This is a genomic window from Bradyrhizobium sp. 153, from assembly GCF_023073835.1.
In the GTDB taxonomy this organism is placed as follows: domain Bacteria; phylum Pseudomonadota; class Alphaproteobacteria; order Rhizobiales; family Xanthobacteraceae; genus Bradyrhizobium.
Genome location: NZ_JADPKH010000082.1, coordinates 223,862 through 249,087, shown reverse-complemented (window position 1 = coordinate 249,087; position 25,226 = coordinate 223,862). Strand labels below are relative to the sequence as shown.

Here is a 25,226-nt window from a genome sequence, read left to right as displayed (position 1 = left end):
CGAAATTGAGCATCGGCGGACCAAAGTCCGGTCATTACATTAGAGCGGGCCTGATTTGCTCAACCTGAGTTCTTCGCACTTTGACCCGAAGCGGAAGTTCCGCGTTTCGATGCGCAACGTAATCTTTACCATGGGCTCGTCGCAAGCCGGAAGGATCAACTTGGGGGGCGCCGCCGATTGCAAGGATGCATAAGTGATCAGTATGAGCAATGGCATCCCAACCGGCAAAACTTATCTCGGGTTCGCCTTGCTCTGGCAGGTCGTGTTCTTCGTCGCGTGGATCGCTTGTATCGTCTTTTTTGAGGCTGGTTACTTCGCGACCACAATGGTTGTGATCCTGCTCACCGCGTATGGGTTCTTCCGACATGCCAGATCGATTGGCCGTCGCGCAAAGCAAGGCATTCGGCGGCCAACGCCTGAGCTTCGCCGATGGCTCTCGATCACGTCAGGGCGCCGAGACGCAATCAACGGCGGTCCTCGCTATTAAACGGCTGGTTCTGGCCCTGAACGGACGTTGGGTCGCAGCGTGTGCCCTCGTCAGAGTGCGACTGTTTCCTCGACAACATGTTTCAGCGGCGTCCCCTCAGCGGACAGGGTCATTCGCAGTTTGAGCTCGCCACCTTTCACCGCCCCGCTACGCACTAGGTTCTCGATTTCACGCTGCGATGTAACTCCGACATGCTTCAGAAACTTACGGATAGCCATATTGAAGCGGTCTTCATCGAACTCGGCGGTCATGGCTTTTCTCCCTGATCGGCTGGACAAAGTCTAACACATTGGCGATCCCGTGTTTACAGCCCCCCAAGTCCCGGACTAGGGATCAATGATCGGGACGTTCATTCGCCGCTTGCTTCTGGGCATCGTGGCGAGTTCAAGGTTTGACGACACGAGTAAGCCGCCTCGCTTCGCGGCGTCGCTCGTCAGGACGTCGCCGTTGGGCCCTTAGCTGACTTGCAAAGGCGAACCGGCCAGGTCTGCTTTCGAAGGCAGAACGGAGGCGCCTGCCTGGGGGCTGATCGATAATAAATGCACGCGCTAGCGCATCCGGATTTGGTGCCGGCCGTGTTGACGAAGCCGTGACGGCTCGGGCGTGGACCACCCAGTCGCGAAGGGTGAAGCCGGTGTCACACGGTGCTACCGTCCGGTGCTAATTCCCCGGGGAAGTATAAATCCCCCTGCAACGCGTCGATCAGGCGTGTGACAGCCTGCGCGTGGGACGCGGTGTGAAGCTCGAGGATATCGATACGGGCAGAGACCGGGCTCGCTCTATTCCACGTGCCCGATGATGCCATCATGCGCCTGTGTTGCCCGACGGGGCAACGACTTTTTGCCCGACGGGTCAACATCTCTCTGCAAAGTGTCTAAGCCATTGATCCCGCTAAGGGCGCCTACTGCGCATGGGGTTGTTTTTGACATTCTTGTTGCGGGGGCACGAAAGCTCACTCGTCCCGCTACTTCACCACCCGCACGCCCTTGGTTGTAAACCGCTGCGTCCTGACGCCGGGGCGAACCGGGCGCTTCGTGCCGGCGGCCTTGCCGGTGCCGGGGGGCTGGTGCGCGGGGACGAGCTGGTGGGGCTGCGAGCCGATCAAATCGGCGCGGCCCATCTCCTTCAGCGCCTCGCGCAGCACCGGCCAATTGTCGGGGTCGTGGTAGCGCAGAAATGCCTTGTGCAGGCGGCGCTGGCGCAGGCCCTTGATCGCCTCGACCTTGTCGCTGCCGCCGTGGCGGACGCCGCGCAGGGGGTTGACGCCGGTGTGGTACATCGCGGTGGCGGTCGCCATCGGCGAGGGCAGGAAGGTCTGCACTTGATCTGCGCGATAGCGGTTCTTCTTCAGCCAGAGCGCGAGGTTCATCATGTCCTCGTCGGTCGTGCCGGGATGTGCCGCGATGAAATAGGGGATCAAATAGTATTTCTTGCCGGCCTGCTCGGCGGCTTCATCGAACATCCGCTTGAAGCGGTTGTAGGCGCCGATGCCCGGCTTCATCATCTTGTCGAGCGGGCCGCGCTCGGTATGTTCCGGCGCGATCTTCAAATAGCCGCCGACGTGATGGGTGACGAGCTCCTTGATGTATTCGGGGCTCTCCACCGCGAGGTCGTAGCGCACGCCGGAGGCGACCATCACCTTCTTGATACCACGGGTCTCGCGCACCTTGCGATAGAGCCGGATCAGATCGTCATGCGAGGTGTTGAGGTTCGGACATATCTCGGGGAAGACGCAGGACGGCCGCCGGCACGCCGCCTCGACCTTCGGATCCTTGCACGCCATCCGGTACATGTTGGCGGTAGGGCCACCGATGTCGGAGATCACGCCGGTGAAGCCCGGCGTCTTGTCGCGGATCTTCTCGATCTCGCGCAGGATCGAGCCCTCCGAACGGTTCTGGATGATGCGGCCCTCATGCTCGGTGATCGAGCAGAAGGTGCAGCCGCCAAAGCAGCCGCGCATGATCGTCACCGAGAATTTGATCATCTCCCAGGCGGGGATCTTTGCATCACCGTAGGACGGATGCGGCGCGCGCGCGTAAGGCAGGTCGTAGACCGCGTCCATCTCCTCGGTGGTGAGCGGGATCGGCGGCGGGTTCAGCCAGAGATCGCGATCGCCGTGACGCTGCACCAGCGGCCGCGCATTGCCGGGATTGCTCTCCCGATGCAGCACGCGTGAAGCGCGCGCATAGGCCTCGCGGTCCTGCTCGACCTGTTCAAGGGCCGGCAGGCGGATCACCGTGGCGCCGCGTTGGCGCGATGCGCCCTCGTCGGCGGAGTCGAGATCGTCGGCGTGCAGCTCGGTGTAATCCGCAGGGACCTTGCGGAACAGCGCGACGCCCCTGATGTCGTCGAGCTCGCGCGGCGCCTCGCCGGCGGCGAGCCGCTGCGCCACTTCGACGACGGCGCGCTCGGCATTGCCGTAGAGCAGAAGGTCCGCCTTGGCGTCGGCCAGCACCGAGCGGCGCACCTTGTCGGACCAGTAATCGTAATGTGCGATCCGGCGCAGCGAGGCCTCGATGCCGCCGAGCACGATGGGCACGTCCTTGAACGCCTCGCGGCAGCGCTGAGCGTAGACGATGGTGCAGCGGTCCGGCCGCTTGCCGCCTTCGCCGCCGGCCGTATAGGCATCGTCGTGGCGCAGGCGGCGGTCCGCGGTGTAGCGGTTCACCATGGAATCCATGTTGCCGCCGGTGACGCCGAAGAACACGCGCGGCTTGCCCAATGCCCTGAACGGCTCCGCCGAGTGCCAGTCCGGCTGCGCGATGATGCCGACGCGAAAACCTTGCGCCTCGAGCAGCCGGCCGATGATCGCCATGCCGAAGCTCGGATGATCGACATAGGCATCGCCCGTCACCAGCACGATGTCGCAAGCATCCCAGCCGAGCGCATTCATCTCGGCACGGCTCATGGGGAGGAACGGCGCCGGCTTGCGCGGGCGCGCCTGTGCCATCAGGGGCTTTTCGGCGGTGACGATCTGGGTGTCCATACGGATAGGCATAGGGGTCCGGGCGGGTGAATTCAACCAATCGATGCGTGGCCTTTGCCGATGTCTCGCCGATGCAGCTTGGCGGCATCGTCATGACGAGTCGAGCGGGGAGTTCCATCCTCGCGGCCGCGCTGATCGGGTGTCGGCCGCGGGAACCAATCGCCGCTGCGGACATTCTGGTCCAGGGTTCTAACCGGGCCCGTGTCGCGCGCGCCTCCACCATCTCGGCGTTCGTGACGTCGCCTCTGGCGATGGGGGAATTGTGAGCACCGTCATAGAGAACTTGCTGATGCGGAAGCAGAAGCTCGTGGAACAGCTCGAGACAGCGCAGTCGGTCGAAGACCGCGACAGGCTTGAGCACCAGCTCGAACAGATCAACACCGCGCTGGATTTTCTGGACAGGCCGGGACCGGAGGAGGAGCCGTGACGGCGCTCAATCCATCCTCGGCCCCTCCATCTTCATCTTCACCGCCTCTCCTTTCAGCGCCTCTAATTTCAGCGCCTTGGCATAGACCACGCCCGAATTGGTGATGTGCGTCGTCATCAGCGCTTCGAAGGAGGCTTGCTCGCCGCGTGCGAACAGATCGAGCAGTCTGCGATGCTCGTCGAAGGACGAGCGGGTGCGCACGTCGATCGGCGAGGTCAAATTGGTGCGGAGCGCGGCGACGCGGCCGGAGACGAGCTGATAGGATTCGGCGAGGTAGCGGTTGCCGCAATGGGCGAACAGCGCCTCGTGAAAAGCGGCGTCGGCGCGGCCATAGGCGATGTTGTCTCTTGCCGCGATCGCCGGCTCCATCGCGGCGATCGCTGCGCTGATCGCCGCGACAGCACCGTCGCGGTCGTGGCGGAAGGCGAACTCGGCCGCCTTCGGCTCGAGCGCGATGCGGAAGGTGCAGAGCGCATGGATGTCCTCCGCGCTCGGCGTGAACACGAAGCTGCCGACCTGCGGCCGGATCACCACAAGGCCTTGCGCCTGCAGCTGGCCCATCGCCTCGCGCACCGGCGTGCGGCTGACGCCGAAGGAATTTGCCACCATCTCCTCGGAGATGGCGGCGCCGAGCGCGAACTCACCGTCGATAATGGCCTGGCGCAGCCGCTGCATCACCCGCTGCGACAGCGATTTCGGCGTATCGAGCTTCAATGACTTCATGGGCTCGGTCAGATCACCTTGCCGGGATTGAGCAGATGCTCGGGATCGAGCGCGGCCTTCAGGGTGCGCATCAGCGCGATCTCAGGCTCGCTCCTGGCGTGATCCAGCCATTTCTTCTTCAGCGTGCCGATGCCGTGCTCGGCGGAGACGCTGCCGCCCATCTCGCGCACGAGACCATAGATGATCGCGTCCATTTCCTCCTTCGGCTGCTGCGCGACGGAGAGACCCCCGACCCAGGAGACGAGATGCAGGTTGCCGTCGCCGATATGGCCGTAATAGACGCTCTCGCAGCCCTTGATGCCATCAGCGAGTGCGGCCTTGCAGCGCGTCGCGAACTCGTCCATCCGCGCCACCGCCAGTCCGATGTCGTAGGAGATGTGCGGCCCCAGCACGCGGCCGAACTCGGCACAAATGTCGCGCACGCGCCAGAACGCTTGCGTTTGCGCCAGCGATTGCGCCACCGCCGCGTCAGTCAGCAGCCCGCGCTCCATCAGCTCTTCGAGCCAGGTCTGGAAGCGCGGCGCGTCGATACTCTCGTCGGTGCCTTGCGCCTCCACCAGCACGTAGAGGCCGTGGCCAGCTGCGACCGGAGGCTTCACGCCGGCGCGAATCGTGATCACGTCCCAATAGTCCGGCCACATCACCTCGAAGGCCGACAGCAGCGGCCCGAGCCCGCTGCGTGCGGCGCCGAGCAGCGCGATCACCGCGGCATAGTCCTTCAGCGCGCAGAGCGCAGCCATGGTCGAACGCGGTTTTGGAAACAGCCGCAGCACCACGCGGGTGATGATGCCGAGCGTGCCTTCCGAGCCGATGAAGAGATGCTTCAGATCGTACCCGGCGTTGTTCTTCATCAGCTTGTTGAGGGTGGTGATGATGGTGCCGTCGGGCAGCACCACTTCGAGCCCGAGCACCAGCTCGCGCGTCATGCCGTAACGGATCACGCGGTTGCCGCCGGCATTGGTCGAGAGATTGCCGCCGATGGCACAGGAGCCGCGCGAGCCGAGATCGAGCGGAAAGAAGAAGCCGGCCTCATCTGCGGCCTTCTGGATCGTCTCCAGCGGCGTGCCTGCCTTTACCGTCATCGTTGCCGACGCAGGATCGATCTCCTCGATGCCGGTCATGCGCTCGAGCGAGATCGCGACCCAGCCTGTTTCGGGCGATGCGCCGCGGCACAGCCCGGTCAATCCGCCCTGCGGCACGAAGGGAAGCCGCGCCTGCCGGCAGACCAGGATCGCATCGGCAACGCCCTGCGCATCGAGCGGACGGATCACCGCGCGCGGCGTTTGCGGCAGGCTCGCGCTCCAATCGTTGCAATTGCGCGCCGGCACGTCGCTGCCGGTCAGCACCGCGGCCGCGCCGAGCTTGTCGCGCAACGCGCCGAGCAACTGGTCCGGACGCTCAACCGGGTTCGCCATATCCATGCGAGACCTCCTTGGGGCGCCGACGGGCGCGGGTTTGCATTCGCCTTGTATGTAAGGTACAAGGCGAAAATGTAAAGCAAAACAATGCTTCGACAGGCGCTGAAGATCTGATGGATCAGAGGCTTAGTCCGAAGCCGCAGCAGAGGATGATGTTGATGATGGAGGCAATTCGCGGGTTCTGGGTGGCATCAGTGACGCCCCTGGCGACGGACGGCAGCGTGGATTCCACAAAGCTCGCGGCTCATGCCAAGCAACTCTTCAGTAGAGGGATCGACGGTGTCGTGCTGTTCGGCACCACTGGCGAGGGCACCTCGTTCACTGCCGCCGAACGTATCGCGACCATCGAAGCCGTGCTCAAGGCCGGCGTCGCGCCGGAGCGTATCGGCATCGGCGGCGGCTTCCCCGCCATCACCGACGGCATCGCATTGACGCGCGCCGTGCTCGGCCTCGGCCTGCGTCACGTCCTGTTGCTGCCGCCTTACTTCGATCGCAACGTCACCCCTGAAGGCATCGAGGATGCCTTCGCCGCGATCATCGACGGAGTCGGCGACGATCGCCTGCGCGCCTCGCTCTATCACATTCCACAGGTCTCGGGCGTCGCGATCCCGACCAGCGTCGCTGCGAATCTGCGCAAGCGCTACGGCAAGGTGGTTGCGGGCCTGAAGGACTCCAGTGGCGACTTCAAGGAATTCCAGGCGTTCCGCAACGCCGCGCCCGACCTCGCCATCACCGTCGGCAACGAAGCCGACATCGCCCGTGCGATCGCCGCCGGCGGCGCCGGCACCATCTGCGGCATGGCCAATGTCGTGCCGGAGCTGGTCAAGGCCATGGTCGACGGCAAGGATGTCGAAGCGCGCATGCAGGCCGCGATCGACGTCGTGGACAAGACGCCATCTCTGGTCGCGACGCTGAAGGCCATCCTCGCGGCGCAGACGGGCGATGCCAGCTGGCTGCGTGTGCGACCGCCGCTCCGCGCGTTGTCCGACGGCGCCGCGTTCCAGCGGAAGCTCGACGCGTTGATGGCGCCTGCCATCGCCTGAGATCCCACGTAATCGCGGTACACTGCCGCGGTTCGCGTGACGAGACGTTCGGCGAGAAGATCATCGCCGGCATCTGCGACGACCATCGCGATGCGATCCTGGGTTGGCCGGCAAGTTCGCCTCGATGAGCGTCGTGGCGCTGATGCCGTTGTTCTCGGTCACGGCATCGCAAGTTGCGGCGACCGGCGCAGCCCCCGCTCGGGCAGCTCGTTCCAGGCGAGTGACCGCGACGCGAAGGCTAGCCAAGCGCGCGACAATCGTTCAAAAGCCCATGGCCTGTTCTCGTCAAGGTTCACGCCATGAAGCGCCGTACCGTCACTCCCGCCGAGATCCGCCGCGCGTTGCTGTTGCGCGAAGAAATCGCGTTGCTCGATCTCAGATACGAGGCGGCGTTCGCGACTGGTCATCCGCTGTTCGCTGCTAACATGGCTGCCGACCGGATCGCGGTCGAAGCCGAGGTCAGGCTGCCGCGCAAGGACGTGGCGATCGTGCTCTATGACGATGGGGAAGAGCTGGTTGCGACCGGCGCCGAACGTCTGGCCGCGCTCGGCTACAGCAACATCAGCGTGCTCGATGGTGGGCTGAGGGCCTGGCGCAAGGCCGGCTACGAGGTGTTCGAGGACGTCAATTCCTATTCAAAAGCATTTGGCGAGCTGGTCGAGGCGCGCCGCCACACGCCTTCGCTCAGCGCCGACGAGGTGGCAAGACTCATTGCCGAGAAGGCCAACATCGCCATTCTCGACGTTCGCCGCTTCGACGAATATGCGACCATGAACATTCCGGGCTCGGTCAGCGTGCCGGGCGCGGAGCTGGTGCTGCGCGCGGGCAGCGCCGCGCCCGATCCCGCCACCACGATCATCGTCAATTGCGCCGGCCGCACGCGCTCGATCATCGGCACCCAGTCGCTGATCAATGCCGGCGTGCCCAACCAGGTGTGCGCGCTGCGCAACGGCACCATCGGCTGGACGCTGGCGCGGCACAGGCTCGATCACGGCGCCGACAGGCGCGGCGGGCTCGGGCCGTTCGAAGGCGGCCCGGCCAATGCCCGCGACGTCGCCTATCGCGCCGGCGTTCGTCATATCGGCGCGAGCGAGGCGGCGGCGCTTGTCGCGCGGACCGACCGCACGCTCTATCGCTTCGACGTGCGCGATGCCGAGGAATATGCGGCCGGCCACCTTCCCGGCTTCCGCCACTATCCTGGCGGCCAGCTCGTTCAGGAGACCGACATGGCCGCACCGGTGCGTGGGGCGCGCATTCTCCTGACTGACGACAAGGGCGTGCGTGCCGACATGACGGCGTCCTGGCTCGCGCAGATGGGCTGGGAGGTCTATGTGCTCGAAGGCGGCTATGACGGTGCGCTCGAGATCGGCCCGCCGCGCGTATTGCCGAAGCCAGATCCGGCACATCGTTACCGCCGCCCCTATGAAGGCACCGACGTCGCCGAAGGTGCGATGCAGGCCTATCTGAACTGGGAGTATGGCCTGGTCGAGCAGCTCCGCCGGGACGGAACGCACGGGTTTTATGTGATCTGACTCTGTTACCCTTCACCCTCTCGGGATGGCGGAATTGCTGACGCAAGCATGGCGGGCTCCCGCCATCTTCTCAGGCCCTATTGTGCCGCGCACCGTCCGCGGTCTATGAGCTGCGGCAACGTTGCTACTTACGGAGATACAATGCCAGCCCCCGGCCAAAGCCCCGAGCGGAATGCGAAGGCGCTGCTGCTCGAAGGCGTCAATGATAGCGCAGTCGACCTGTTCAAAAGCGCGGGCTTCACAAATGTCGAGCGCCTGACCAAGGCGCTGGACGGCGAGGATCTGCGGCGGGCGCTCAAGGGCGTGTCGCTGCTCGGCATCCGCTCGCGCACCCAGGTCACCGATGAAGTGCTTGGGGCCGCCGACCAGCTTCTCGCGGTCGGCTGCTTCAGCGTCGGCACCAACCAGGTCGATCTGACCGCGGCGCGCAAGCGCGGCATTCCCGTGTTCAACGCGCCGTTCTCCAACACGCGCAGCGTCGCCGAGCTCGTGATCGGCGAGATCGTGATGCTGCTGCGGCGGATCTTTCCGCGCTCGGTGTCGGCGCATGGCGGCGGCTGGGACAAGTCGGCGACCGGCAGCCGCGAGGTGCGCGGCCGCACCCTTGGCATCGTCGGCTACGGCAATATCGGCTCGCAGCTCTCGACGCTCGCCGAGGCCATGGGCATGCGCGTGATCTATTTCGACCGCACCGACAAGCTCCGTCACGGCAACACCGAGCCGGTCGAGAGACTGGAGGAGCTGCTGGCGCAGAGCGACGTCGTCAGCCTGCACGTGCCCGAGACGCCGGAGACCGCCGGCATGATCGGCGAGAAGGAGCTGCGGGCGATGAAATCAGGCTCGTTCCTGATCAACAACAGCCGCGGCACCGTGGTCGATCTCGATGCGCTCGCGCGCGCCTTGCGCGACGGCCATCTCGCCGGCGCGGCCGTCGACGTGTTTCCGGTCGAGCCGTCCTCGAACGCGGATCGCTTCAACAGCCCGATGCAGGGCCTCGAGAACGTCATCCTCACGCCGCATATCGGCGGCTCGACCGAGGAGGCGCAGGAGCGGATCGGCGGTGAGGTTGCGCGCAAGCTGGTCGACTATTTCATCACCGGCTCGACCATGGGCGCGGTGAATTTCCCGGAGGTGCAGCTGCACTTGCGACCCTCTGGCGCGCGCTTCAGCCACGTCCATCGCAACGTACCCGGCATGCTGCGGCGCCTGAACGAAGTCTTTCTCCAACGCGACATCAACATCGCTGCGCAATATCTGGAGACCGCCGGCGATCTCGGCTACGTCGTGCTCGATGCCGACTTGGCCGGTCAGGATTCGGCAGCGCTGCTCCAGCAGATCCGCAGCCTCGAGGGCACGGTAGGCGCGCGGCTGGTGTTCGAGCACTAGCGCATCATTGACGGCCGGCGGTAGGTCGCCTTCAATGCGGCCTCCTGACGGATCGAACGAGAACAGAAAACAGGGGGAAACCATGGCGCAAATGCGTGCGAAGCTCCGTGCGCTGCTCGTAGGGACGGCGGCTGCATTGACTGCGGGTAGCGCCTCGGCGGCGACGCTGACAGACGACGCCGAGACGGTCTGCAACGGTCTTGTTGGCGGCACTGATGCGGTGAAGATCGATTCCGCGACATTGCTGGCGCCGTCGCAACTCGCCGTCGCCGAGCGCGGGCCGACCCCGTCGGGGCGCATCACGCCGGCCAATCCGCGCTTCTGCAAGGTGCTCGGCCACATCGATCCCGCCGACCCAAGGCGCCGCCGATCAAATTCCAGGTCAACCTTCCCGTCGAATGGAACGGGCGCTCGCTGCAATATGGCGGCGGCGGTTTCAACGGCGTGCTGATCACCGGCCTTGCGCTGCCGCCGGCCTATCCCTTCGACAAGCCGTCGCCGCTCGCGCGCGGCTTCGTCACCTATGGCACCGATTCCGGCCACGAGACCAAGCAGGGCGAGCCGCCGCAGCTGTTCGCGCTCAACGACGAAGCGTTCGAGAATTTCGCCCATCGCGCCTACAAGAAGGTGCGCGATGCTGCGGTTGCGCTGATGCAGCGCGCCTACGGCAGGAAGCTGGACAAGATGTACTTCATGGGCTCGTCCGAAGGCGGCCGCGAAGGTCTTACCATGGCGCAGCGTTATCCCGACGATTTCGACGGCATCTTCGCCCGCGTTCCCGTCATCAACTGGGTCGGCTTGCAGCATGCCGGCACCCGCTCGGGCCTCGTGACCATGGGCGAGGGCTGGATCAATCCGGCGCAGGTCAAGCTCGTCGGCGATGCCGTGCGCGCGGCCTGCGACAAGGCCGACGGCTCCGACGATGCGCTGGTGCAGGATCCCGTTTCCTGCAAGGCGGCGTTCAAGGTCGAGACGCTGCGCTGCGCGGCGGGCGAGAGCGGCGATCAGTGCCTCACTGACGCGCAGATCAAGGCCGTCAACACGCTGCACGCGCCCTACAAATTCCCGTTCGCGCTCGCCAATGGTCTCGACGATTATCCGGGCTGGGGCGTCTCCGGCGAGGACACGCCGGCAATCGGCCCGACCGGCGGCTGGGTCGCATGGTGGCTCGGCACCGCGCCGCCCGCGCAGCCGCCTGCGCCCAACAACGGCATCGCCTGGATCTACGGCGCCGGCGGCATCCAATATGTATTCGCGCGCGATCCCAAGCTCGACGTCACCACCTACAAGGTGGAGGAGCACAAGGCGCGGCTGATCGAGGTCTCCACGCTGATGGACTCGACCGATCCCGATCTCAGCCGCTTCCGGGTGCGCGGCGGCCGGCTGATCATGCTCGAGCACATGGCCGACTATGCGCAGAGCCCCTATGCCGGCATCCGCTATTTCGACAGCGTCGAGCGCAAGCTCGGCAAGGCGGAGACCGCGGAGTTCGCGCGGCTCTACACCGCGCCCGGAGTCGACCATGTCGGCTCCGGCGCGCCGGCCAATGTCGACATGCTGAGCGTGCTGGTCGACTGGGTCGAGCAGGGCAAGGCGCCCGGCGATCTCGAAGTCGCCGAGCAGAAGGTCGAAGCGCCGTCGTTCGCGACGCTGCGCGCGATGCCGCTGTGCCGCTGGCCGGCCTGGCCTCATTACAAGTCGGGCCCGGTGACGGAGGCCTCGAGCTTCACCTGCGCGCCGTAAACGCTCAGTCCAAGCCCGCCACTCCGGTGGGTAGGCGTTATCTCGTCGCCATCGCCTGTGCGCCTCCGAGCAATTGCGCATTGAGCCTGCCGCCGGAGAACAACATGTCGTCGAGCGCCTCGTCGATGTCGGCAGACACGACGGAATTGCCACCGTCTCGCGCGAGGCTCCCTTGCGCAAGCCGTCGCATCAATTCCTTGATGAAGGCACAGCTCGTGCCCTCACTGCGGCGGGCCGCTTCTGCGATGATTGCATCGTCGAGCGGCAGCCCCTTGCCGTAGAGCCGGACCAGCTTGCCGCGGCCGGTCTCGTCCGGCAGCGGGACTTCGATGGCCTGATCGATGCGGCCCGGGCGGCCGGCGAGGGCGCCTTCGAGGTCCTCAGGCCGGTTGGTGGTCAGGACGAACAGGATGTCCGCGTCCTCCTTCAGCCCGTCCATCTCGTTGAGCAACTTGTTCAGCATGGATTCTTCGCACGGCCCCATGTCGTCGCGGTCGCGGGCGATGAGATCGACATCCTCGATAACGACCATCGACGGCTGGAGCAGCCGTGCCAGACTCATATAAGCGCCGAGAAGCTCGATTTGCTCGGCGGTGATGATCAGTGTCGTGTGCCCGGGCAAATGAGTTGCCAGATAGCGGATCGTATGGGTCTTGCCGGTGCCCGGCGGTCCGTAAAGCAAGATGCCCTTACGTGTCGACTGGCCGAGCCGGCGCAATTGATCTCGGGTGTTGACGAAAGTCAGAACGTTGCGATTGAGCAGCCGCAGGGTCTGTTCGGGCAGGATCACCTCATCGCGCGCAACCGGCGGCAGCCGATGCACCGTGATGCCGCGCGAGCGGCCGCGATAGTCGGAATCGGCGTCGAGGGACAGGATCTTGCCGCGATAGCTGCGCGCAGCTTGCACGGCCTGCTCCAGCTCGCCAAAACACTGCTGCACGAGTGCCGCGCCCGCGGTGCCTGCCGGCACGAGGATCTCGATCCGAATTCCCGGTTCTCGGCTGTATTCGCGGTGGGCACACAGCAAGACCGCGTAACGAAGGCCATCCTGCTCGCACAGCCAGAGGCCGTTATCGAGACATTTGACCGGGCTCTTCTCGCCGACATCCACGTCGGAATATTGCAGCGGAGCAATCGCGAGCGCATTGCGGCCATCGCGGAGGAGCCGTGAGATCGACAGCGTTTCGTAGCGCTGTTCTTCGTTCAGCCCGAACAGCCGGATCGACTTGCCGAACAGTCCCTCGATCGCTGCCTGGACATCGACCCGCATATGGCCGGGAAACTGGCGGATGGTGGTCACGAGATTGCTACGCGAGACGTTGGCAAAATGCCAGTCAAGCACGTCGCAAGCGTATTCGAACTCCTCTTCCGACTCTTGCGGTGTGTTCACGGTGTCTGCTGCACGAATGCAGTCGCTGCACAGCCAGACCGTGCGGCTCCCGATCCGAACATCGGTCTGTCCCTCAGGCTTGCCGCAGAGTTCGCAGGGGGTCTTAATCTCTTCTAGCGTGATCCTCAGCGGATGTTGGCCGAGCCAGATATATTGCTGAGCCGACTTGAACAGCGCCTCGGCGACCGATTGCGGGTACGGACCGCAAGTGGCCTTCTCCTCCCGCTCGACCCGCGCTATCACCGCGGCCGCTTCACGCTCCGATTTGCCAAAAACCTGGCGGAGCAACCCGATGACAAACTCGTCCGGCGTTTCGTCATCATTGTGAATCACGAGCTGAGCCGGCTCGCGCTCGCCGCGCGCATCCTTCGTCATGAAATGATCCTATTGCAACCAAAACGAGTGAAGAACAAATATGGAACATAAAGGAGGGCGGCCGTCAAGCGCCAACGGGTGCGTCAAATTCCCGATGGAATTTCAATGCGCCATCCCACTCGCCGCCTTCGTGCCGCGTCGGCTTGACGATCGGCACGACCGCGATCGCCATGGCCATGCCGCATCGGCAACCCCTCTTTGACAACGCGGTTGGCCTCGCATTATATATTTCGTATGCGAAATAAGGAAGCCACAGCGAGCCACCATCGCCTGATCTACCTGCTGAGCGTCGCGCAACGCCGGTTGCAGCGCTGGATGGCGGCTCGGCCCGAGAGCGAGGTAACGCCGGCGCAGGCCGGGCTGCTGTTCATTCTCGGCAAGCAGGATGGTGTGCTGATCGGTGAGGCGGGTGCGGCGCTCGATCTTGGCCCGGCCGGCATTTCCGGCCTAGTCGATCGCACGGCAGCCGCCAAACTGATCGAGCGGCGGGCCGATCGCGAGGACGGACGCGCCTGGCGGATCTGGCTGACCCCGAAGGGGCGCAGCGCGCTGGCGCAGGCGAAGGCCAGCGCGGCGGAGGTCAATGCGGCGCTGACGGAAGGATTTACGGCTGCGGAGATCGACATCGTCGCACGCTGGCTGATGTGCATTCAGGACAAGTTTCCAAGAGGAGCAGACGAATGACCGAGCACGTCCGGATCGAGAACAACAGCGGAATTCTTACCCTTACGCTGGCGCGCCCCGACAAGAAGAACGCGCTGACGGACACGATGTACGGCAAGCTCGCCGACAGTATCGAATCCGCCGAGTTCGATCCGTCCGCTCGCGTGATCCTGATCCGCGGCGAGGGCGACATGTTCACTGCCGGCAACGACGTCGGCGAATTTGCCGCGGTTGCAGCGGGCAAGTCGGAAGGCAGCCGCAACGTCGTGCGGTTCATCCAGTCGCTGGCGCGTTGCACCCGGCCGCTGGTTGCGGCGGTGCAGGGCCGCGCCGTCGGCGTCGGCACCACGATGCTGCTGCATTGCGATCTCGTCGTCCTCGCCGACAATGCGCAATTGTCGACGCCCTTCGTCAGCCTCGCGCTGGTGCCGGAAGCGGCCTCCAGCCTGTTGATGCCGGCGCGGATCGGCTACGCCCGAGCTTATGAGATGTTCGCACTTGGCGAGACGGTGCCGGCGCAGGCCGCGCTGGAATGGGGCCTCGCCAACCGGGTGGTGCCGCTCGACACGCTCGATGCCGAGGCGCTTGCGCTCGCGCAGCGCCTGGCCCGCCAGCCGGCCGGTGCGCTCATCGCCACCAAGAAGCTGATGCGCAATGGCGAGGCGCTGGTTGCGCAGATGAACGCGGAGGGCGAGCAGTTCACGCAGCGCCTGCGCACCGCCGAAGCGCGCGAGGCGTTCACTGCCTTTGCAGAGCGCCGACCGCCGGATTTCACCAGGGTTGCGTGAGGGAACGCGGCCTGCCGGAGGCGCAGCGAGTACAACCCAGGTATTCGATTAAAGTCTTAACCAAACCTTGGCATGTCGCGGTGCAAGGTGGCTGCTCGTCAAGACTAGGCCCCCGACCATGGCAATGTTTAAGAAATCGGTAAGCTCGCTTCTCCTGACTTTGATGGCCCTGCTGGCCGCCGGCGCGCTGGCCAGCACGGCGATCCAGATGTTCGGGGCCTTCGGCCGCTACAGCGACAGTCTGGAGACCGAACGGCTTGCGAACGCGGACAAGGCGATCTTCCAGGGCGTGCTGTCCTTGCGCAACAATCGCGGCGATGCCCAGAGCGCGCTGCTCGGCGAGGACGATCCGCGTGCCAAGCTCGGCGCCGCCGAAAAGGCAGAGCAGGCCGGCTTTGACGCCATCATCGCCGCGCTCTCCACCGTGGAATTCGCCCGGCGCGACGAGCTCGCAAACACCTTGAAGCAGCGCTGGAGCGAGGCCGCGCCGAAATTCCAGCTGTTCTACGAGGAGGCCAGGCTGCCGCGCGGCGAGCGTAAGGTGGAGCGCACCGCCGCCTGGTACGATTCCGTCACGAGAGTGATCGAGACCGCCAATCTCGCCTCCACGGCGGTGTCGAACCGAGCCTGGATGAACGATCCTTTCATCGCCCGCATGATCCAGGCTCGCCGCCTCGCCTGGCAGGTGCGCGACCGCTATGGCATCCAGTGCTCGACGCTGCGCCCGAACGTCAACAGCTCCAAGCCGCTCGACGAGACCCAGAAGCAGACCGTGGCAAGCTGGAACGGCATCATCACCGCCGGCTGGACCGGCATGGAGGAGCTGCTGGCTGCGCCCGACGTGACGGCGGACCTCGCCAATGCGGCCAAGGAGGCACGGGCCAAGACCGATGGAGTTCTCAAGCAGATCGGCGAGCTGACCAAGAACCTCGACGGCAGCGGTCGCCCCGCGATGCCCGCTTCGGAATGGAACGCGTTATGCCAGTCGCCGTTCGCGTCCATCGTCGCCGTCGCGAACAAGGCCCTCGACCAGTCGATCGCGCGCGCAGAGACGGTCCAGAATAAAGGCCTCACCAACCTCATCGTGCAGTCGTTCGCATTTCTGCTCGCGTTGGCCGTGACCCTGGCCGGCGTGTTCGTGGTGCGCAACCGCCTGATGGGCCCGGTGCGCGCCCTCCTCGACGCCATCGCCCGCATCAGCGCGCGCGACTATGCGACGCCGGTGCCGCAATCCCGGCATCCCGACGAGTTCGGCACCATGGCCGCCGCACTCGAAAGCCTGCGCGAGAGCGCGGCAACCGCGGAACGGCTGGGGCAGGAGCGTGAAGCGCAGCAGGCGTTCCAGCTCGCCCGCTCTGGCACCGTCGATTCCGCCTGCCGCAGCTTCGACGACACCGTGCAGGCTGTTATCCAGAGTGTTGCGGCCTCGACGCGGGAGCTCGATGACACCGCCAGCGGCGTGCGCTCGCTGGTCTCGCAATCGAGCAGCCAGACCGCGGCGGTCTCCTCCGCGGCCGAGCAGGCCACCAACAATCTCGAGACCATCGCAGCGGCGACCGAAGAGCTCTCCGCGTCCGTCGGCGAGATCTCCGCGCAGGTGCAGGCCAGCGCTCGCGAGGCCCGCGAAGCCGTGTCGCAGGCCGCGCAGACCAACGCGACCGTTCAGATCCTCGACCAGACCGCGAGCCGCATCGGCGAGGTCGTGAAGATGATCAACGCCATCGCCGGCCAGACCAACCTTTTGGCATTGAACGCCACGATCGAGGCCGCGCGCGCGGGCGAAGCCGGCCGCGGCTTTGCCGTGGTCGCCGGCGAGGTCAAGAGCCTCGCGGCGCAGACGGCGACCGCGACGGAAGAGATCTCGCGTCAGGTCGAGGAGATCCAGGGCGCGACGGGCCAGGCGGTTGCCGCCATCCGGTCGATCGGCGGCGCCATCAGCGGCATCGACGAGAAGATGACGGCGATTGCCGCGGCCGTCGAGCAGCAGCGCGCGGCCACCACCGAGATCTCGCGCAACTTCCAGCAGGCCGCACAAGGCACCCGCGAGGTCACCGATACCATCGGCAGCGTCGCCAGGCTCAACCGGGAGACCGGCAACGCCGGCACGGTGTTGTCTCACTCCGTCAAGAAGATGTCGGCGGACGCCGATCGTCTCCGCGTCGCGGTCGAGGGCTTTTTGGGAGCGGTGAAGACCGCCTAGTTTCGCTTCATTCCTTGATTCCAACGTCGCGCCTTCGGCATTGCCGCAGGTCGCCGCGGCGGGTACATCTGTGCCGCCTCGCAGCGTGTGCGCGGCGCCAGACGTAAGACACATCAGGGATGGAGAGTTCGATGCCGGTCACCCCACACAAGGCCCAGCGCCCCTATCGCGGCGTGTTCCCGGTCGCGCCCACTATCTTCGACGAGCGCGGCGAGCTCGACCTCGAAGGCCAGCGCCGCTGCATCGATTTCATGATTGACGCCGGCTCGCACGGCATCTGCATCCTCGCCAATTTCTCCGAACAGTTCGTGCTCACCGATGCCGAGCGCGAAACCGTGATGCATACCGTGCTGGAGCATGTCGCCGGACGGGTTCCCGTGATCGTCACCACCACGCATTTCAGCTCGGCCGTCTGCGCGGCGCGCAGCAGGCAGGCCGAGGCGGCCGGCGCCGCCATGGTGATGGTGATGCCGCCCTATCACGGCGCGACCTTCCGCGTCCCCGAGAAGGGCATCGTCGAATTCTTCAAGGTGCTCTCGGGCGCGATCACCATTCCGATCATGATTCAGGATGCGCCGGTTGCCGGCACGCCGCTTTCGGTCGAGCTGCTGGCGCGGCTGTCGCGCGAATTCTCCAACATCCGCTATTTCAAGATCGAGGTGCCCGGCGCTGCCGCAAAGCTGCGCAGCCTGATCGATGCGGGTGGCAAGAACATCGAGGGCCCCTGGGACGGCGAGGAGGCGATCACGCTGCTCGCCGATCTCGATGCCGGCGCCACCGGGGCGATGACCGGCGGCGGCTATCCCGACGGCATTCGCCAGATCATCGATCCCTATTTCGCCGGCAAGCGCGAGGAGGCCAAGGCGGCCTACGAGCGCTGGCTGCCGCTGATTAATTACGAGAACCGCCAATGCGGCCTGATCGCCTGCAAGGTCATGATGCAGGCCGGTGGCGTGATCAGGTCGGACACGGTGCGCCATCCGCTGCAGCCGTTGCATCCGGCGACGCGCGCGGGGCTGCTGGAGCTGGCCAAGGAGCGCGACGCGCTGGCGCTGCGGTGGGGGAAGTAGGGCTCTCCACCGTCGTTGCGAGAAGCGAAGCGACGAAAGTATCCAGACTGTTTCGGCGGAGAAAGTCTGGATTGCTTCGCTTCGCTCGCAACGACGGGGTCCGCCCATTTCGGCTGAAGGCGTCGAATTGGCGCGGTTCGGGTGGTTTCCCGCTGCCCGGCGATGACATATTGTACGTTTGCCAACCAGGCCTGCGGAGAATCTCAGGACATCACCTAACAGCTCTTCTTTTGCCGCTATTTCGAGCCAGGTTGGCGTGAACCGACGGAACAGGGAGGCAGTGCCATGACGATGAGGCCGGATCCCACCTTTCACGCATCGCCCAAGCTTGCGATGGAAGCACCAGCGGAGAACTTTGCCTACACGCTGCTGCTCAGTCCAGATTTCTCAAAACCTGATGCTCTCGCGGTCATCGACGTCAAGCCGGGGTCGCCGACCTACAGCCAAATCGTCCATACCGTGACGATGCCCAACAAGGGCGATGAATTTCACCACTTCGGCTGGAATGCCTGCTCCTCCGCCTTGTCGCCGCTCGCCGGACATGCCTTCATCGAGCGGCGCTATCTCATCATCCCCGGACTGCGCTCGTCGCGGATCTACATCATCGACACCAAGCCAGATCCGACCAAAGCCAAGATCCACAAGATCATCGAGCCCGAAGAAGTCTTCAAAAAGACCGGTTACTCGCGGCCGCATACCATCCATTGCGGGCCGGACGGCATCTATGTGAGCACGCTGGGCGGCGGCGGCAAGGACGGCACCAACGGTCCTCCAGGCGTTTTCATCATGGATTGCGAGACGTTCGAGGTCCTGGGACGATGGGAGATCGACCGCGGTCGGCAGACGTTGCACTATGATTTCTGGTGGAACCTGCCGCGCGACTACATGGTGACGAGTGAATGGGCGTTGCCGCCCCAGTTCGAGAACGGGATCGTCCCGGAAGATCTGCTCGCGAATAAATATGGCCATCGTCTCCACTTCTGGGATCTTCGCGCCCGTCGCAACGTCCAGACCATCGACCTCGGCGCCAATCATCAGATGGCCCTGGAGGTGCGGCCCGCGCACGATCCGGTTCGCGAATACGGCTTCGTTGGCGTCGTGGTCGACACCACCAACCTCGAAGCATCGATCTGGACCTGGTGGCGCGAAGGCGGGACATTCCACGTGGAGAAGACGGCGACGATCCAGCCGGAGCCCGCGCCAAAGGAGAAGCTCCCGCCGCTGCTCCAGGGTTTTGGTGCTGTGCCGCCTCTGGTGACCGATATCGACCTGTCGATGGATGATCGCTTTCTCTATGTCTCGTGTTGGGGCACGGGTGAAATGCGCCAGTACGACGTCAGTGATCCGCGAAAGCCGAAGCTTGCAGGCTCGGTCCACATCGGTGGCATCGCGCGCCGCACGCCTCATCCGAACGGCAAGGCCTTTGCGGCAGGTCCGCAGATGGTCGAGATCAGCCGCGATGGCAGGCGCGTGTACTGGACCAATTCGCTCTATTCCACCTGGGATGACCAATTCTACCCCGACGGAGTTCCGGGCGTGGAAGTCATGGCCAATGTCGGTCGCGACGGCGGTCTCGAGCTCGACAAGGACTATTTCGTGAGCTTCCCCGACGGATATCGTGCGCACCAGATCAGGCTGGAAGGCGGCGATTGTTCGACGGACTCCTTTTGCTACCCGTCGGCCTAGATTGGGGACACGCGAGCCCGGCGCTTGGCTGGCTCTGGCTCGCTCTCGTTGCGAGCGGCTTCTATCACGGGGTCAATCCGGGTATGGGATGGCCGCTCGCCGTGTCGGCCGGGCTCATGGACAAGAGCCCGCGCGCGCTGTTCCGTGCGTTGTGGGCTCTGGCGGCCGGGCATCTTCTGGCAACGCTTCTCGTGCTGCTGCCATTCGCGCTGCTGCTCGTGCTGGCCGAGTGGCAGCGTTCGATCCAGCTAGTCGCGAGCCTTCTCGTCATCGGTTTCGGCGTCTATCGGCTGATCGAGCGACGTCATCCGCGCACGCTGGCACGAATTCCGCCAACGCAATTGGCGCTCTGGTCGTTTGCCGTTGCCATTGCTCACGGCGCCGCCTTGATGCTCGTGCCGATCTATCTCGGTCTCTGCCAGGCCTTCGAACTCGATGCCGGCCATGCGGCCGCCGGCGCGCTGATGAAGGCAAATCTTGTGAAGGCAAGTCTCGGGATGGCGGTGCTGGTGTCTGTGGTGCACGTTGCCGCCATGATCAGCGCGGGCGGATGTCTGGCGTGGCTGGTCTACCGCTATCTGGGATTGAGGCTTGTCTCGCGAAGCTGGTTCAATCTGGATGTGATCTGGGCAACCAGCCTCATCGTGGTTGGGATCGTGGCGCTCGCCTTCAATGTCTCGAGCTGGCGGTGAAGCCTAGCGCGTCAAAGCCCACTCGCCGACGATGCGAAAGCGTGCCTTCGCGTCGTCCTGTTTGAACAGTACGATGCGGTCGATCACGAGCGTCTTGGATCCTAGCGCTGCAAACCTGCTCCGCAGCATCTCCAGAATGGGCCCGCGGCGCTCTGCGTCCAGCCGTCCTGTCAGGGTCATGTGAAAGCGAAATTCTTCCATCACGTAAGGGTAGCCCCAGCGGTCGAGGTAATCGCGCTGCCGCTCGCTCAGTTTCTCGGGCTTGCGACGCGCGCGATCTTCCGCGCTCAGAGGGGCGCGGAACGAGTCGAATTCGCTGACACAATCGGCGGCGAGCTGCTGGAGCGCATCGACCGGCTCGGCCGCGATCACGGCAATGAAGCCGCTTATGGAATCGACGACCGGTCGTATCGCCGGAATCGGTCGCTCCTTACCAGCAAATGCCGCGCAGGCCGCCGCGAGCTCGGCCTCGCTCTTGCCCGGCGCCAGCATCATCGGCGCCTTCAGTGTGGCGTGAAAACCGTATTTGCGGGGATCGGCGCTGATATCGCGCCAGTCCGGCGCGACATCCAGTGCCTCGCGCGGAAACGGCACTTCGTCGCCGGTGTAGGCATCGTAGCCGAGCAGCTCGGCGCCGAAGCGGGAGAGGGCGCTGTGGGCGTCGGCCGCAAAATAGATCGCGTAGCGGGGAAAACCTGTCATCGCCTCAGCATAACCAATTTAAGCCGCAACGACAGCCTCGCGCGGCGCCGCCGCTGCTGCTGTGAGCAGCCGCGTCGCATCGGTGAGATGCACCAGCTTGCCGCCTGATATCACGGCGATTAGCCGCGGCCGCAACTCCACGCTGTCGTCGACCAAAAGAATGTCGGCGCGGCGCCCTTCCGCGATGGCGCCGCGATCGGTAAGGCCGGTTGCACGCGCAGGTCCGGCAGAGACCAAATCCCAGGCCTGCTCCAGCGGCAGCACGCGGTCGGCGGCGAGCCGGAATGCGGCCAGCAGCTGTGCCGGATAGTAATAGTCCGAGGCCAGCACCGAGCAGAGACCCTTGGCGACCATGTCCGACGCCCTGGTCCAGCCGGTATGGCTGCCGCCGCGCACGACGTTGGGAGCGCCATAGACGATGGCGTCGCCGTGGCTTGCTGCCGCCCGCGCTGTCTCCTCGTTGATCGGAAACTCGGCGATCAACGCGCCGAGATCGCGAAACTCCTGGCGCATCGCCGGCGTCGCATCGTCATGCGAGAGCATTCGCACCCCGGCGGCGCGGGCTGCCGCCGCAAGCCGCGAGACCGACGCCGGAACGTCGGTGGCGCGCGCCACCACACGTTCGACCAGCCGGTCAAATTCCTCGCTCGATAGGCCGGTGCGCTCCACCATGCGGTTGCGCTTGCGCGGCTTGGCCATGTCCGCAACCGTGCCGTCCATGTGGTCGTTGAAGGCGAACAGGTCGACGCGGCCTTCCGCGAGCCACTGGCTGATCTCGGTCTCGGCATCGAGATTGTAGGTCTCGTGCCGCAGGTGGAAGCGGGTGTCGGCGGCGAATTGCGGACGCTGCCGCTCGATCGCCTCCATCAGGCCGCGCGCATTGTCAGCGCTGCGCAAGCCAGGCTCCCACGAACAGGTCGTGGCGTGGAACACCGTGGTGATGCCGTTGCTGATCGCCTGACGATCACTGTCGGCGAGCGCGACGTCGATCGGGAAATCGACGCCGGCGCGCGGCATCATCTGGCGCTCGAAGGCATCGCCATGCAGATCGACGATGCCTGGCAGCACCAGCAGGTCGCGGGCATCGATAGCGAGCCGCGCGCGGCCGCGAGGGACATCGACCAACGCAATGTCCGTTCCGGACACGAGAAGTGAGGTTTCGACGAGCCCGGCGCCGATCAGGACCCGGCCGCCTTCAAGGAAAATGTCTGTCACGCGACCGCGCTTGGTTTGCTGGCAGGAGAACCGGTGAAAGAGCTCGCCCGTGCTTCGTATGTCGCGAGGAAATCTTCAATCCCGAGCTTGCGGAAATCGGGCAGCACTTCACGCAATTTGTCGTGATCCCAGTCCCACCAGGCGAGCTTGGCGAGCCGGCCGGCGATCTGCTCCGAGAACCGCCGCCGCACGATGCGCGCCGGATTGCCGGCGACGATGGTGTAGGCCGGCACGTCCTTGGTGACGATAGCGCCCGCCGCGATCACCGCGCCGGTGCCGATATTGCGGCCGGGCAGCACGATCGCGCCGTGGCCGATCCAGACATCGTGACCGACATGGACGTGATGCTGGCGGCGCCAGTCGAAGAACTCGGTGTCGTCGCTTTCACCTTCGAAATAGGCGCTTGAACGGTAGGTGAAATGCGCCTGGGTCGCACGATGCATCGGATGATTGCCGGGATTGATCCGCGTCATTGCCGCGATCGAGCAGAACTTTCCGATGGTGGTGTAGGTGATCTGGGCATCGTTGACGACATAGGAGTAATCGCCCATCGCCACTTCATGCAGTACGGTGCGCGCGCCGACCTCGGTGTAGGCGCCGAGCCTGGCCTCGTGCAGCTTGGCCGAGGGATCAATGGTCGGCTGAATCGAAAGAGCTTTGGCGGCCATGTTGCATCCGAAGCGCGAGGGTGGGGCATTTTTCTTGGAGCGGCTTGATGACAATGCTTTGATGACAACGTCATGACGTGGCGATGACAGGGGATGACGTGTGTTGGATCGCCGCACCGCAACGCGGATGTCACACAAGTGTTAAGCGCCGGCGTTAGCGGTGGGTCCGATTAATCTGGAGCCCTGCATGCTGGTCGTGGAAGGTCTGACGTGTCGCTTCGGCGCAAAGGCCGCGGTGGACGACGCTTCGTTTCAAGTTGCCCCGGGCGGCTTCGTCGGTGTGATCGGACGGTCCGGCGCCGGCAAGTCGACCCTGCTGCGGACCATCAACCGCCTGGCGACGCCGACCGAGGGCCGCATCCTGTTCGACGGCATCGATGTCACCGCGCTGCGCGGCAAGGAGCTGCGGCAGTGGCGGGCGCGCTCGGCAATGATCTTCCAGCAGTTCAACCTGGTCGGCCGGCTCGATGTCCTCACCAACGTCCTGATGGGGCGCCTCGCAACGATGCCCGCCTGGCGCTCGCTGTCGCAGCTCTGGCCCGAGCAGGATAAGGCGCTGGCGATGTCCGCGCTGGAGCAGTTCGACATCGCCGCGCTCGCCGCCCAGCGCGCCGACCAGCTCTCCGGCGGACAGCAGCAGCGCGTGGCGATTGCCCGCGCCCTGGTCCAGCAGCCCGACATCATCCTCGCCGACGAACCGATTGCCTCGCTCGATCCGCGCAACACCAAAATCGTGATGGATGCGCTGCTGCGCATCAACAAGCATTTCGGCATCACCGTGCTCTGCAATCTGCATTCGCTCGATCTGGCGCGCAGCTATTGCGACCGCCTGATCGGCATGGCGCAGGGCCGCGTGGTGTTCGATGGCGCGCCGGCCGCGCTGACCGATCACGTGGCGCGCGAGCTCTACGATCTCGAAGCCGCCGACGTCATGGGCGGCATGCCCATCCCGGCGCCCGAGGGCGTTCCGGCGCTCGGGACGGCCGCGGCGGCCTGAGCCTCGCCTCTTTTACTCAAGTCTTTGCGTCAAGCGATCCCCAACCGATGAAGAGGGTACCATGATCACTCGCAGATTAATCCTTGCCGGCGTCGCCGCGCTCGCCTTTGCCACCTCCGCCTCGGCGGACGACTGGAAAGCCAAATATCCCGAGCTGACCTTCGCGGTCGTGCCGGCGGAGAACGCCTCCGGCGTCACCGAGCGCTGGGCGCCGTTCGTGAGCTATCTCTCCAAGGAACTGGGCGTGAAGGTCACGCTGCGCATCGCCAACGACTATGCAGCCGTCATTGAAGGCCAGCGTGCCGGCAACATCCAGATCGCGAGCTACGGCTCGGCCTCGTTCGCCCGCGCCCGTCTGACCGGTGTCAAGACCGACGCCTTCGCCAACGACATCAACGCGGACGGCTCGACCGGCTATTATTCGGTGTTCTTCGTCAAGGCGAGCAGCCCCTACAAGAAGGTCGATGACCTCAAGGGCAAGAATCTCGGCCTCGTCGACCCGAACTCGACCTCCGGCAACAACGTGCCGCGCTTCGAACTCGACAAGATGGGCATCCCAGATACCGACACCTATTTCGGCAAGGTCGTCTTCACCGGCAGCCACGAGAATGCGATGCTGGCGCTGGCGCAGGGCACGGTCGACGTTGCCGCCAACCAGTGGACCAGCGATGACGATTCCACGCTGGCGCAGATGCTGACCAAGGGCATGCTGAAGAACACCGACGGCTCGGCGATGAAGAAGGACGATTTCCGCATCATCCACAAGTCGGCGCCGATCATCAACGGCCCTTATGCCTACAATTCCGACCTGCCGGAGGATGCCAAGGCCGCCATCGCCAAGGCATTCTTCGATGCGCCGGCCAAGGACAAGGCCGCGTTCGACCGTCTCTCCGATGGCCAGAAGAAGGGCTTTCATCCCGCCACCACCAAGGACTGGGATGGCACGATCGAGCTGATCAAGTTCGTCGATGCGCTGCGTAAGAAGAAGGCGTCCTGAGTTTTTGGGACTATGCACTGGAGCCGGGTCGATGGACC

22 protein-coding genes and 1 pseudogene are annotated in these 25,226 nt (G+C 64.7%); 14 read left to right on the top strand and 9 right to left on the bottom strand.

Annotated elements, in window-relative coordinates; genetic code table 11:
- Positions 1-34: 34 nt before the first annotated feature.
- The 3 genes from IVA91_RS20490 to IVA91_RS20480 all read right to left on the bottom strand — a co-directional run bounded on the left by IVA91_RS20490 (position 35) and on the right by IVA91_RS20480 (position 3,473).
- The gene (locus tag IVA91_RS20490) at positions 35-367 is read right to left on the bottom strand and encodes a hypothetical protein (RefSeq protein ID WP_247281507.1); all 333 of its coding nucleotides are present in this window, start codon (positions 365-367) and stop codon (positions 35-37) included.
- 170 nt (positions 368-537) lie between these two features.
- A complete protein-coding gene (locus IVA91_RS20485) occupies positions 538-738 on the bottom strand; it encodes a DUF6494 family protein (protein ID WP_027547784.1) in 201 nt (66 codons plus the stop codon).
- Positions 739-1,451: 713 nt separating this feature from the next.
- The gene (locus IVA91_RS20480) at positions 1,452-3,473 is read right to left on the bottom strand and encodes a YgiQ family radical SAM protein (protein ID WP_247281530.1); all 2,022 of its coding nucleotides are present in this window, start codon (positions 3,471-3,473) and stop codon (positions 1,452-1,454) included.
- A 26-nt stretch (positions 3,474-3,499) separates the two neighbouring features.
- On the opposite strand from IVA91_RS20480, the gene IVA91_RS20475 reads away from it, so the two are divergent.
- Together IVA91_RS20475 and IVA91_RS20470 are read left to right on the top strand one after the other, a co-directional pair.
- Positions 3,500-3,739, top strand: coding sequence for a hypothetical protein (locus tag IVA91_RS20475; RefSeq protein WP_247459098.1), 240 nt, complete (start codon positions 3,500-3,502; stop codon positions 3,737-3,739).
- A gap of 23 nt (positions 3,740-3,762) precedes the next feature.
- Positions 3,763-3,900: a hypothetical protein gene (locus IVA91_RS20470; RefSeq protein WP_247281505.1), complete on the top strand. Its 138-nt coding sequence runs from the start codon at positions 3,763-3,765 to the stop codon at positions 3,898-3,900.
- Positions 3,901-3,906: 6 nt separating this feature from the next.
- Here IVA91_RS20470 and IVA91_RS20465 read toward each other — a convergent pair whose 3' ends face one another.
- A complete protein-coding gene (locus tag IVA91_RS20465; RefSeq protein ID WP_247281504.1) occupies positions 3,907-4,623 on the bottom strand; it encodes a GntR family transcriptional regulator in 717 nt (238 codons plus the stop codon).
- 8 nt (positions 4,624-4,631) lie between these two features.
- The gene (locus IVA91_RS20460; RefSeq protein WP_247281503.1) at positions 4,632-6,044 is read right to left on the bottom strand and encodes an FAD-binding oxidoreductase; all 1,413 of its coding nucleotides are present in this window, start codon (positions 6,042-6,044) and stop codon (positions 4,632-4,634) included.
- Between the two features lie 155 nt (positions 6,045-6,199).
- On the opposite strand from IVA91_RS20460, the gene IVA91_RS20455 reads away from it, so the two are divergent.
- The 4 genes and pseudogenes from IVA91_RS20455 (at position 6,200) to IVA91_RS20435 (ending at position 11,745) form a co-directional block, all read left to right on the top strand.
- Positions 6,200-7,084, top strand: a complete 885-nt coding sequence (locus IVA91_RS20455) for a dihydrodipicolinate synthase family protein (RefSeq protein WP_247281502.1) — start codon at positions 6,200-6,202, stop codon at positions 7,082-7,084.
- Positions 7,085-7,383: 299 nt separating this feature from the next.
- The gene (locus IVA91_RS20445; RefSeq protein WP_247281501.1) at positions 7,384-8,616 is read left to right on the top strand and encodes a rhodanese-like domain-containing protein; all 1,233 of its coding nucleotides are present in this window, start codon (positions 7,384-7,386) and stop codon (positions 8,614-8,616) included.
- A 141-nt stretch (positions 8,617-8,757) separates the two neighbouring features.
- Positions 8,758-10,002 (top strand): phosphoglycerate dehydrogenase, encoded by a 1,245-nt coding sequence (serA, locus tag IVA91_RS20440; protein WP_247281500.1) that lies wholly within the window; start codon positions 8,758-8,760, stop codon positions 10,000-10,002.
- Positions 10,003-10,084: 82 nt separating this feature from the next.
- Positions 10,085-11,745 (top strand): annotated as a pseudogene (locus IVA91_RS20435) (tannase/feruloyl esterase family alpha/beta hydrolase).
- Positions 11,746-11,782: 37 nt separating this feature from the next.
- Here IVA91_RS20435 and IVA91_RS20430 read toward each other — a convergent pair.
- Positions 11,783-13,510: an ATP-dependent Clp protease adaptor ClpS gene (locus tag IVA91_RS20430; protein ID WP_247416895.1), complete on the bottom strand. Its 1,728-nt coding sequence runs from the start codon at positions 13,508-13,510 to the stop codon at positions 11,783-11,785.
- 234 nt (positions 13,511-13,744) lie between these two features.
- Here IVA91_RS20430 and IVA91_RS20425 point away from each other — a divergent pair, with 234 nt between their 5' ends.
- The 6 genes from IVA91_RS20425 (at position 13,745) to IVA91_RS20400 (ending at position 20,609) form a co-directional block, all read left to right on the top strand.
- Positions 13,745-14,194: a MarR family winged helix-turn-helix transcriptional regulator gene (locus IVA91_RS20425; RefSeq protein WP_247281498.1), complete on the top strand. Its 450-nt coding sequence runs from the start codon at positions 13,745-13,747 to the stop codon at positions 14,192-14,194.
- Complete coding sequence (locus IVA91_RS20420) at positions 14,191-14,961, top strand: enoyl-CoA hydratase (RefSeq protein WP_247281497.1); 771 nt, start codon at positions 14,191-14,193, stop codon at positions 14,959-14,961. The genes IVA91_RS20425 and IVA91_RS20420 overlap by 4 nt, the downstream gene beginning before the upstream one ends.
- A gap of 118 nt (positions 14,962-15,079) precedes the next feature.
- Positions 15,080-17,161, top strand: coding sequence for a methyl-accepting chemotaxis protein (locus tag IVA91_RS20415; RefSeq protein ID WP_247459097.1), 2,082 nt, complete (start codon positions 15,080-15,082; stop codon positions 17,159-17,161).
- Between the two features lie 131 nt (positions 17,162-17,292).
- Positions 17,293-18,231, top strand: a complete 939-nt coding sequence (locus IVA91_RS20410; RefSeq protein ID WP_247281495.1) for a dihydrodipicolinate synthase family protein — start codon at positions 17,293-17,295, stop codon at positions 18,229-18,231.
- Positions 18,232-18,516: 285 nt separating this feature from the next.
- Positions 18,517-19,917: a selenium-binding family protein gene (locus IVA91_RS20405; protein ID WP_247281494.1), complete on the top strand. Its 1,401-nt coding sequence runs from the start codon at positions 18,517-18,519 to the stop codon at positions 19,915-19,917.
- Positions 19,918-20,000: 83 nt separating this feature from the next.
- Positions 20,001-20,609, top strand: coding sequence for a hypothetical protein (locus IVA91_RS20400; RefSeq protein WP_247281529.1), 609 nt, complete (start codon positions 20,001-20,003; stop codon positions 20,607-20,609).
- A 3-nt stretch (positions 20,610-20,612) separates the two neighbouring features.
- Here the strand turns inward: IVA91_RS20400 and IVA91_RS20395 are convergent, their stop codons facing one another.
- From IVA91_RS20395 to IVA91_RS20385, 3 genes are read right to left on the bottom strand one after another with little or no spacing between them, the layout of a single operon-like run.
- On the bottom strand, positions 20,613-21,311 hold the full coding sequence (locus IVA91_RS20395) for a DUF1045 domain-containing protein (RefSeq protein WP_247416890.1): 699 nt from the start codon (positions 21,309-21,311) through the stop codon (positions 20,613-20,615).
- A gap of 18 nt (positions 21,312-21,329) precedes the next feature.
- Complete coding sequence (locus IVA91_RS20390; RefSeq protein ID WP_247281492.1) at positions 21,330-22,526, bottom strand: alpha-D-ribose 1-methylphosphonate 5-triphosphate diphosphatase; 1,197 nt, start codon at positions 22,524-22,526, stop codon at positions 21,330-21,332.
- Positions 22,523-23,194: a chloramphenicol acetyltransferase gene (locus IVA91_RS20385; RefSeq protein ID WP_247281491.1), complete on the bottom strand. Its 672-nt coding sequence runs from the start codon at positions 23,192-23,194 to the stop codon at positions 22,523-22,525. The genes IVA91_RS20390 and IVA91_RS20385 overlap by 4 nt, the downstream gene beginning before the upstream one ends.
- A 187-nt stretch (positions 23,195-23,381) precedes the next feature.
- Here IVA91_RS20385 and phnC point away from each other — a divergent pair, with 187 nt between their 5' ends.
- Together phnC and phnD are read left to right on the top strand one after the other, a co-directional pair.
- Positions 23,382-24,191 carry a phosphonate ABC transporter ATP-binding protein gene (phnC, locus tag IVA91_RS20380; protein ID WP_247281490.1) on the top strand — a complete coding sequence of 270 codons (810 nt, stop codon included), beginning with the start codon at positions 23,382-23,384 and terminating at the stop codon, positions 24,189-24,191.
- A gap of 61 nt (positions 24,192-24,252) precedes the next feature.
- Complete coding sequence (gene phnD / locus IVA91_RS20375) at positions 24,253-25,188, top strand: phosphonate ABC transporter substrate-binding protein (protein ID WP_247281489.1); 936 nt, start codon at positions 24,253-24,255, stop codon at positions 25,186-25,188.
- The last annotated feature ends 38 nt before the right edge of the window (positions 25,189-25,226 follow it).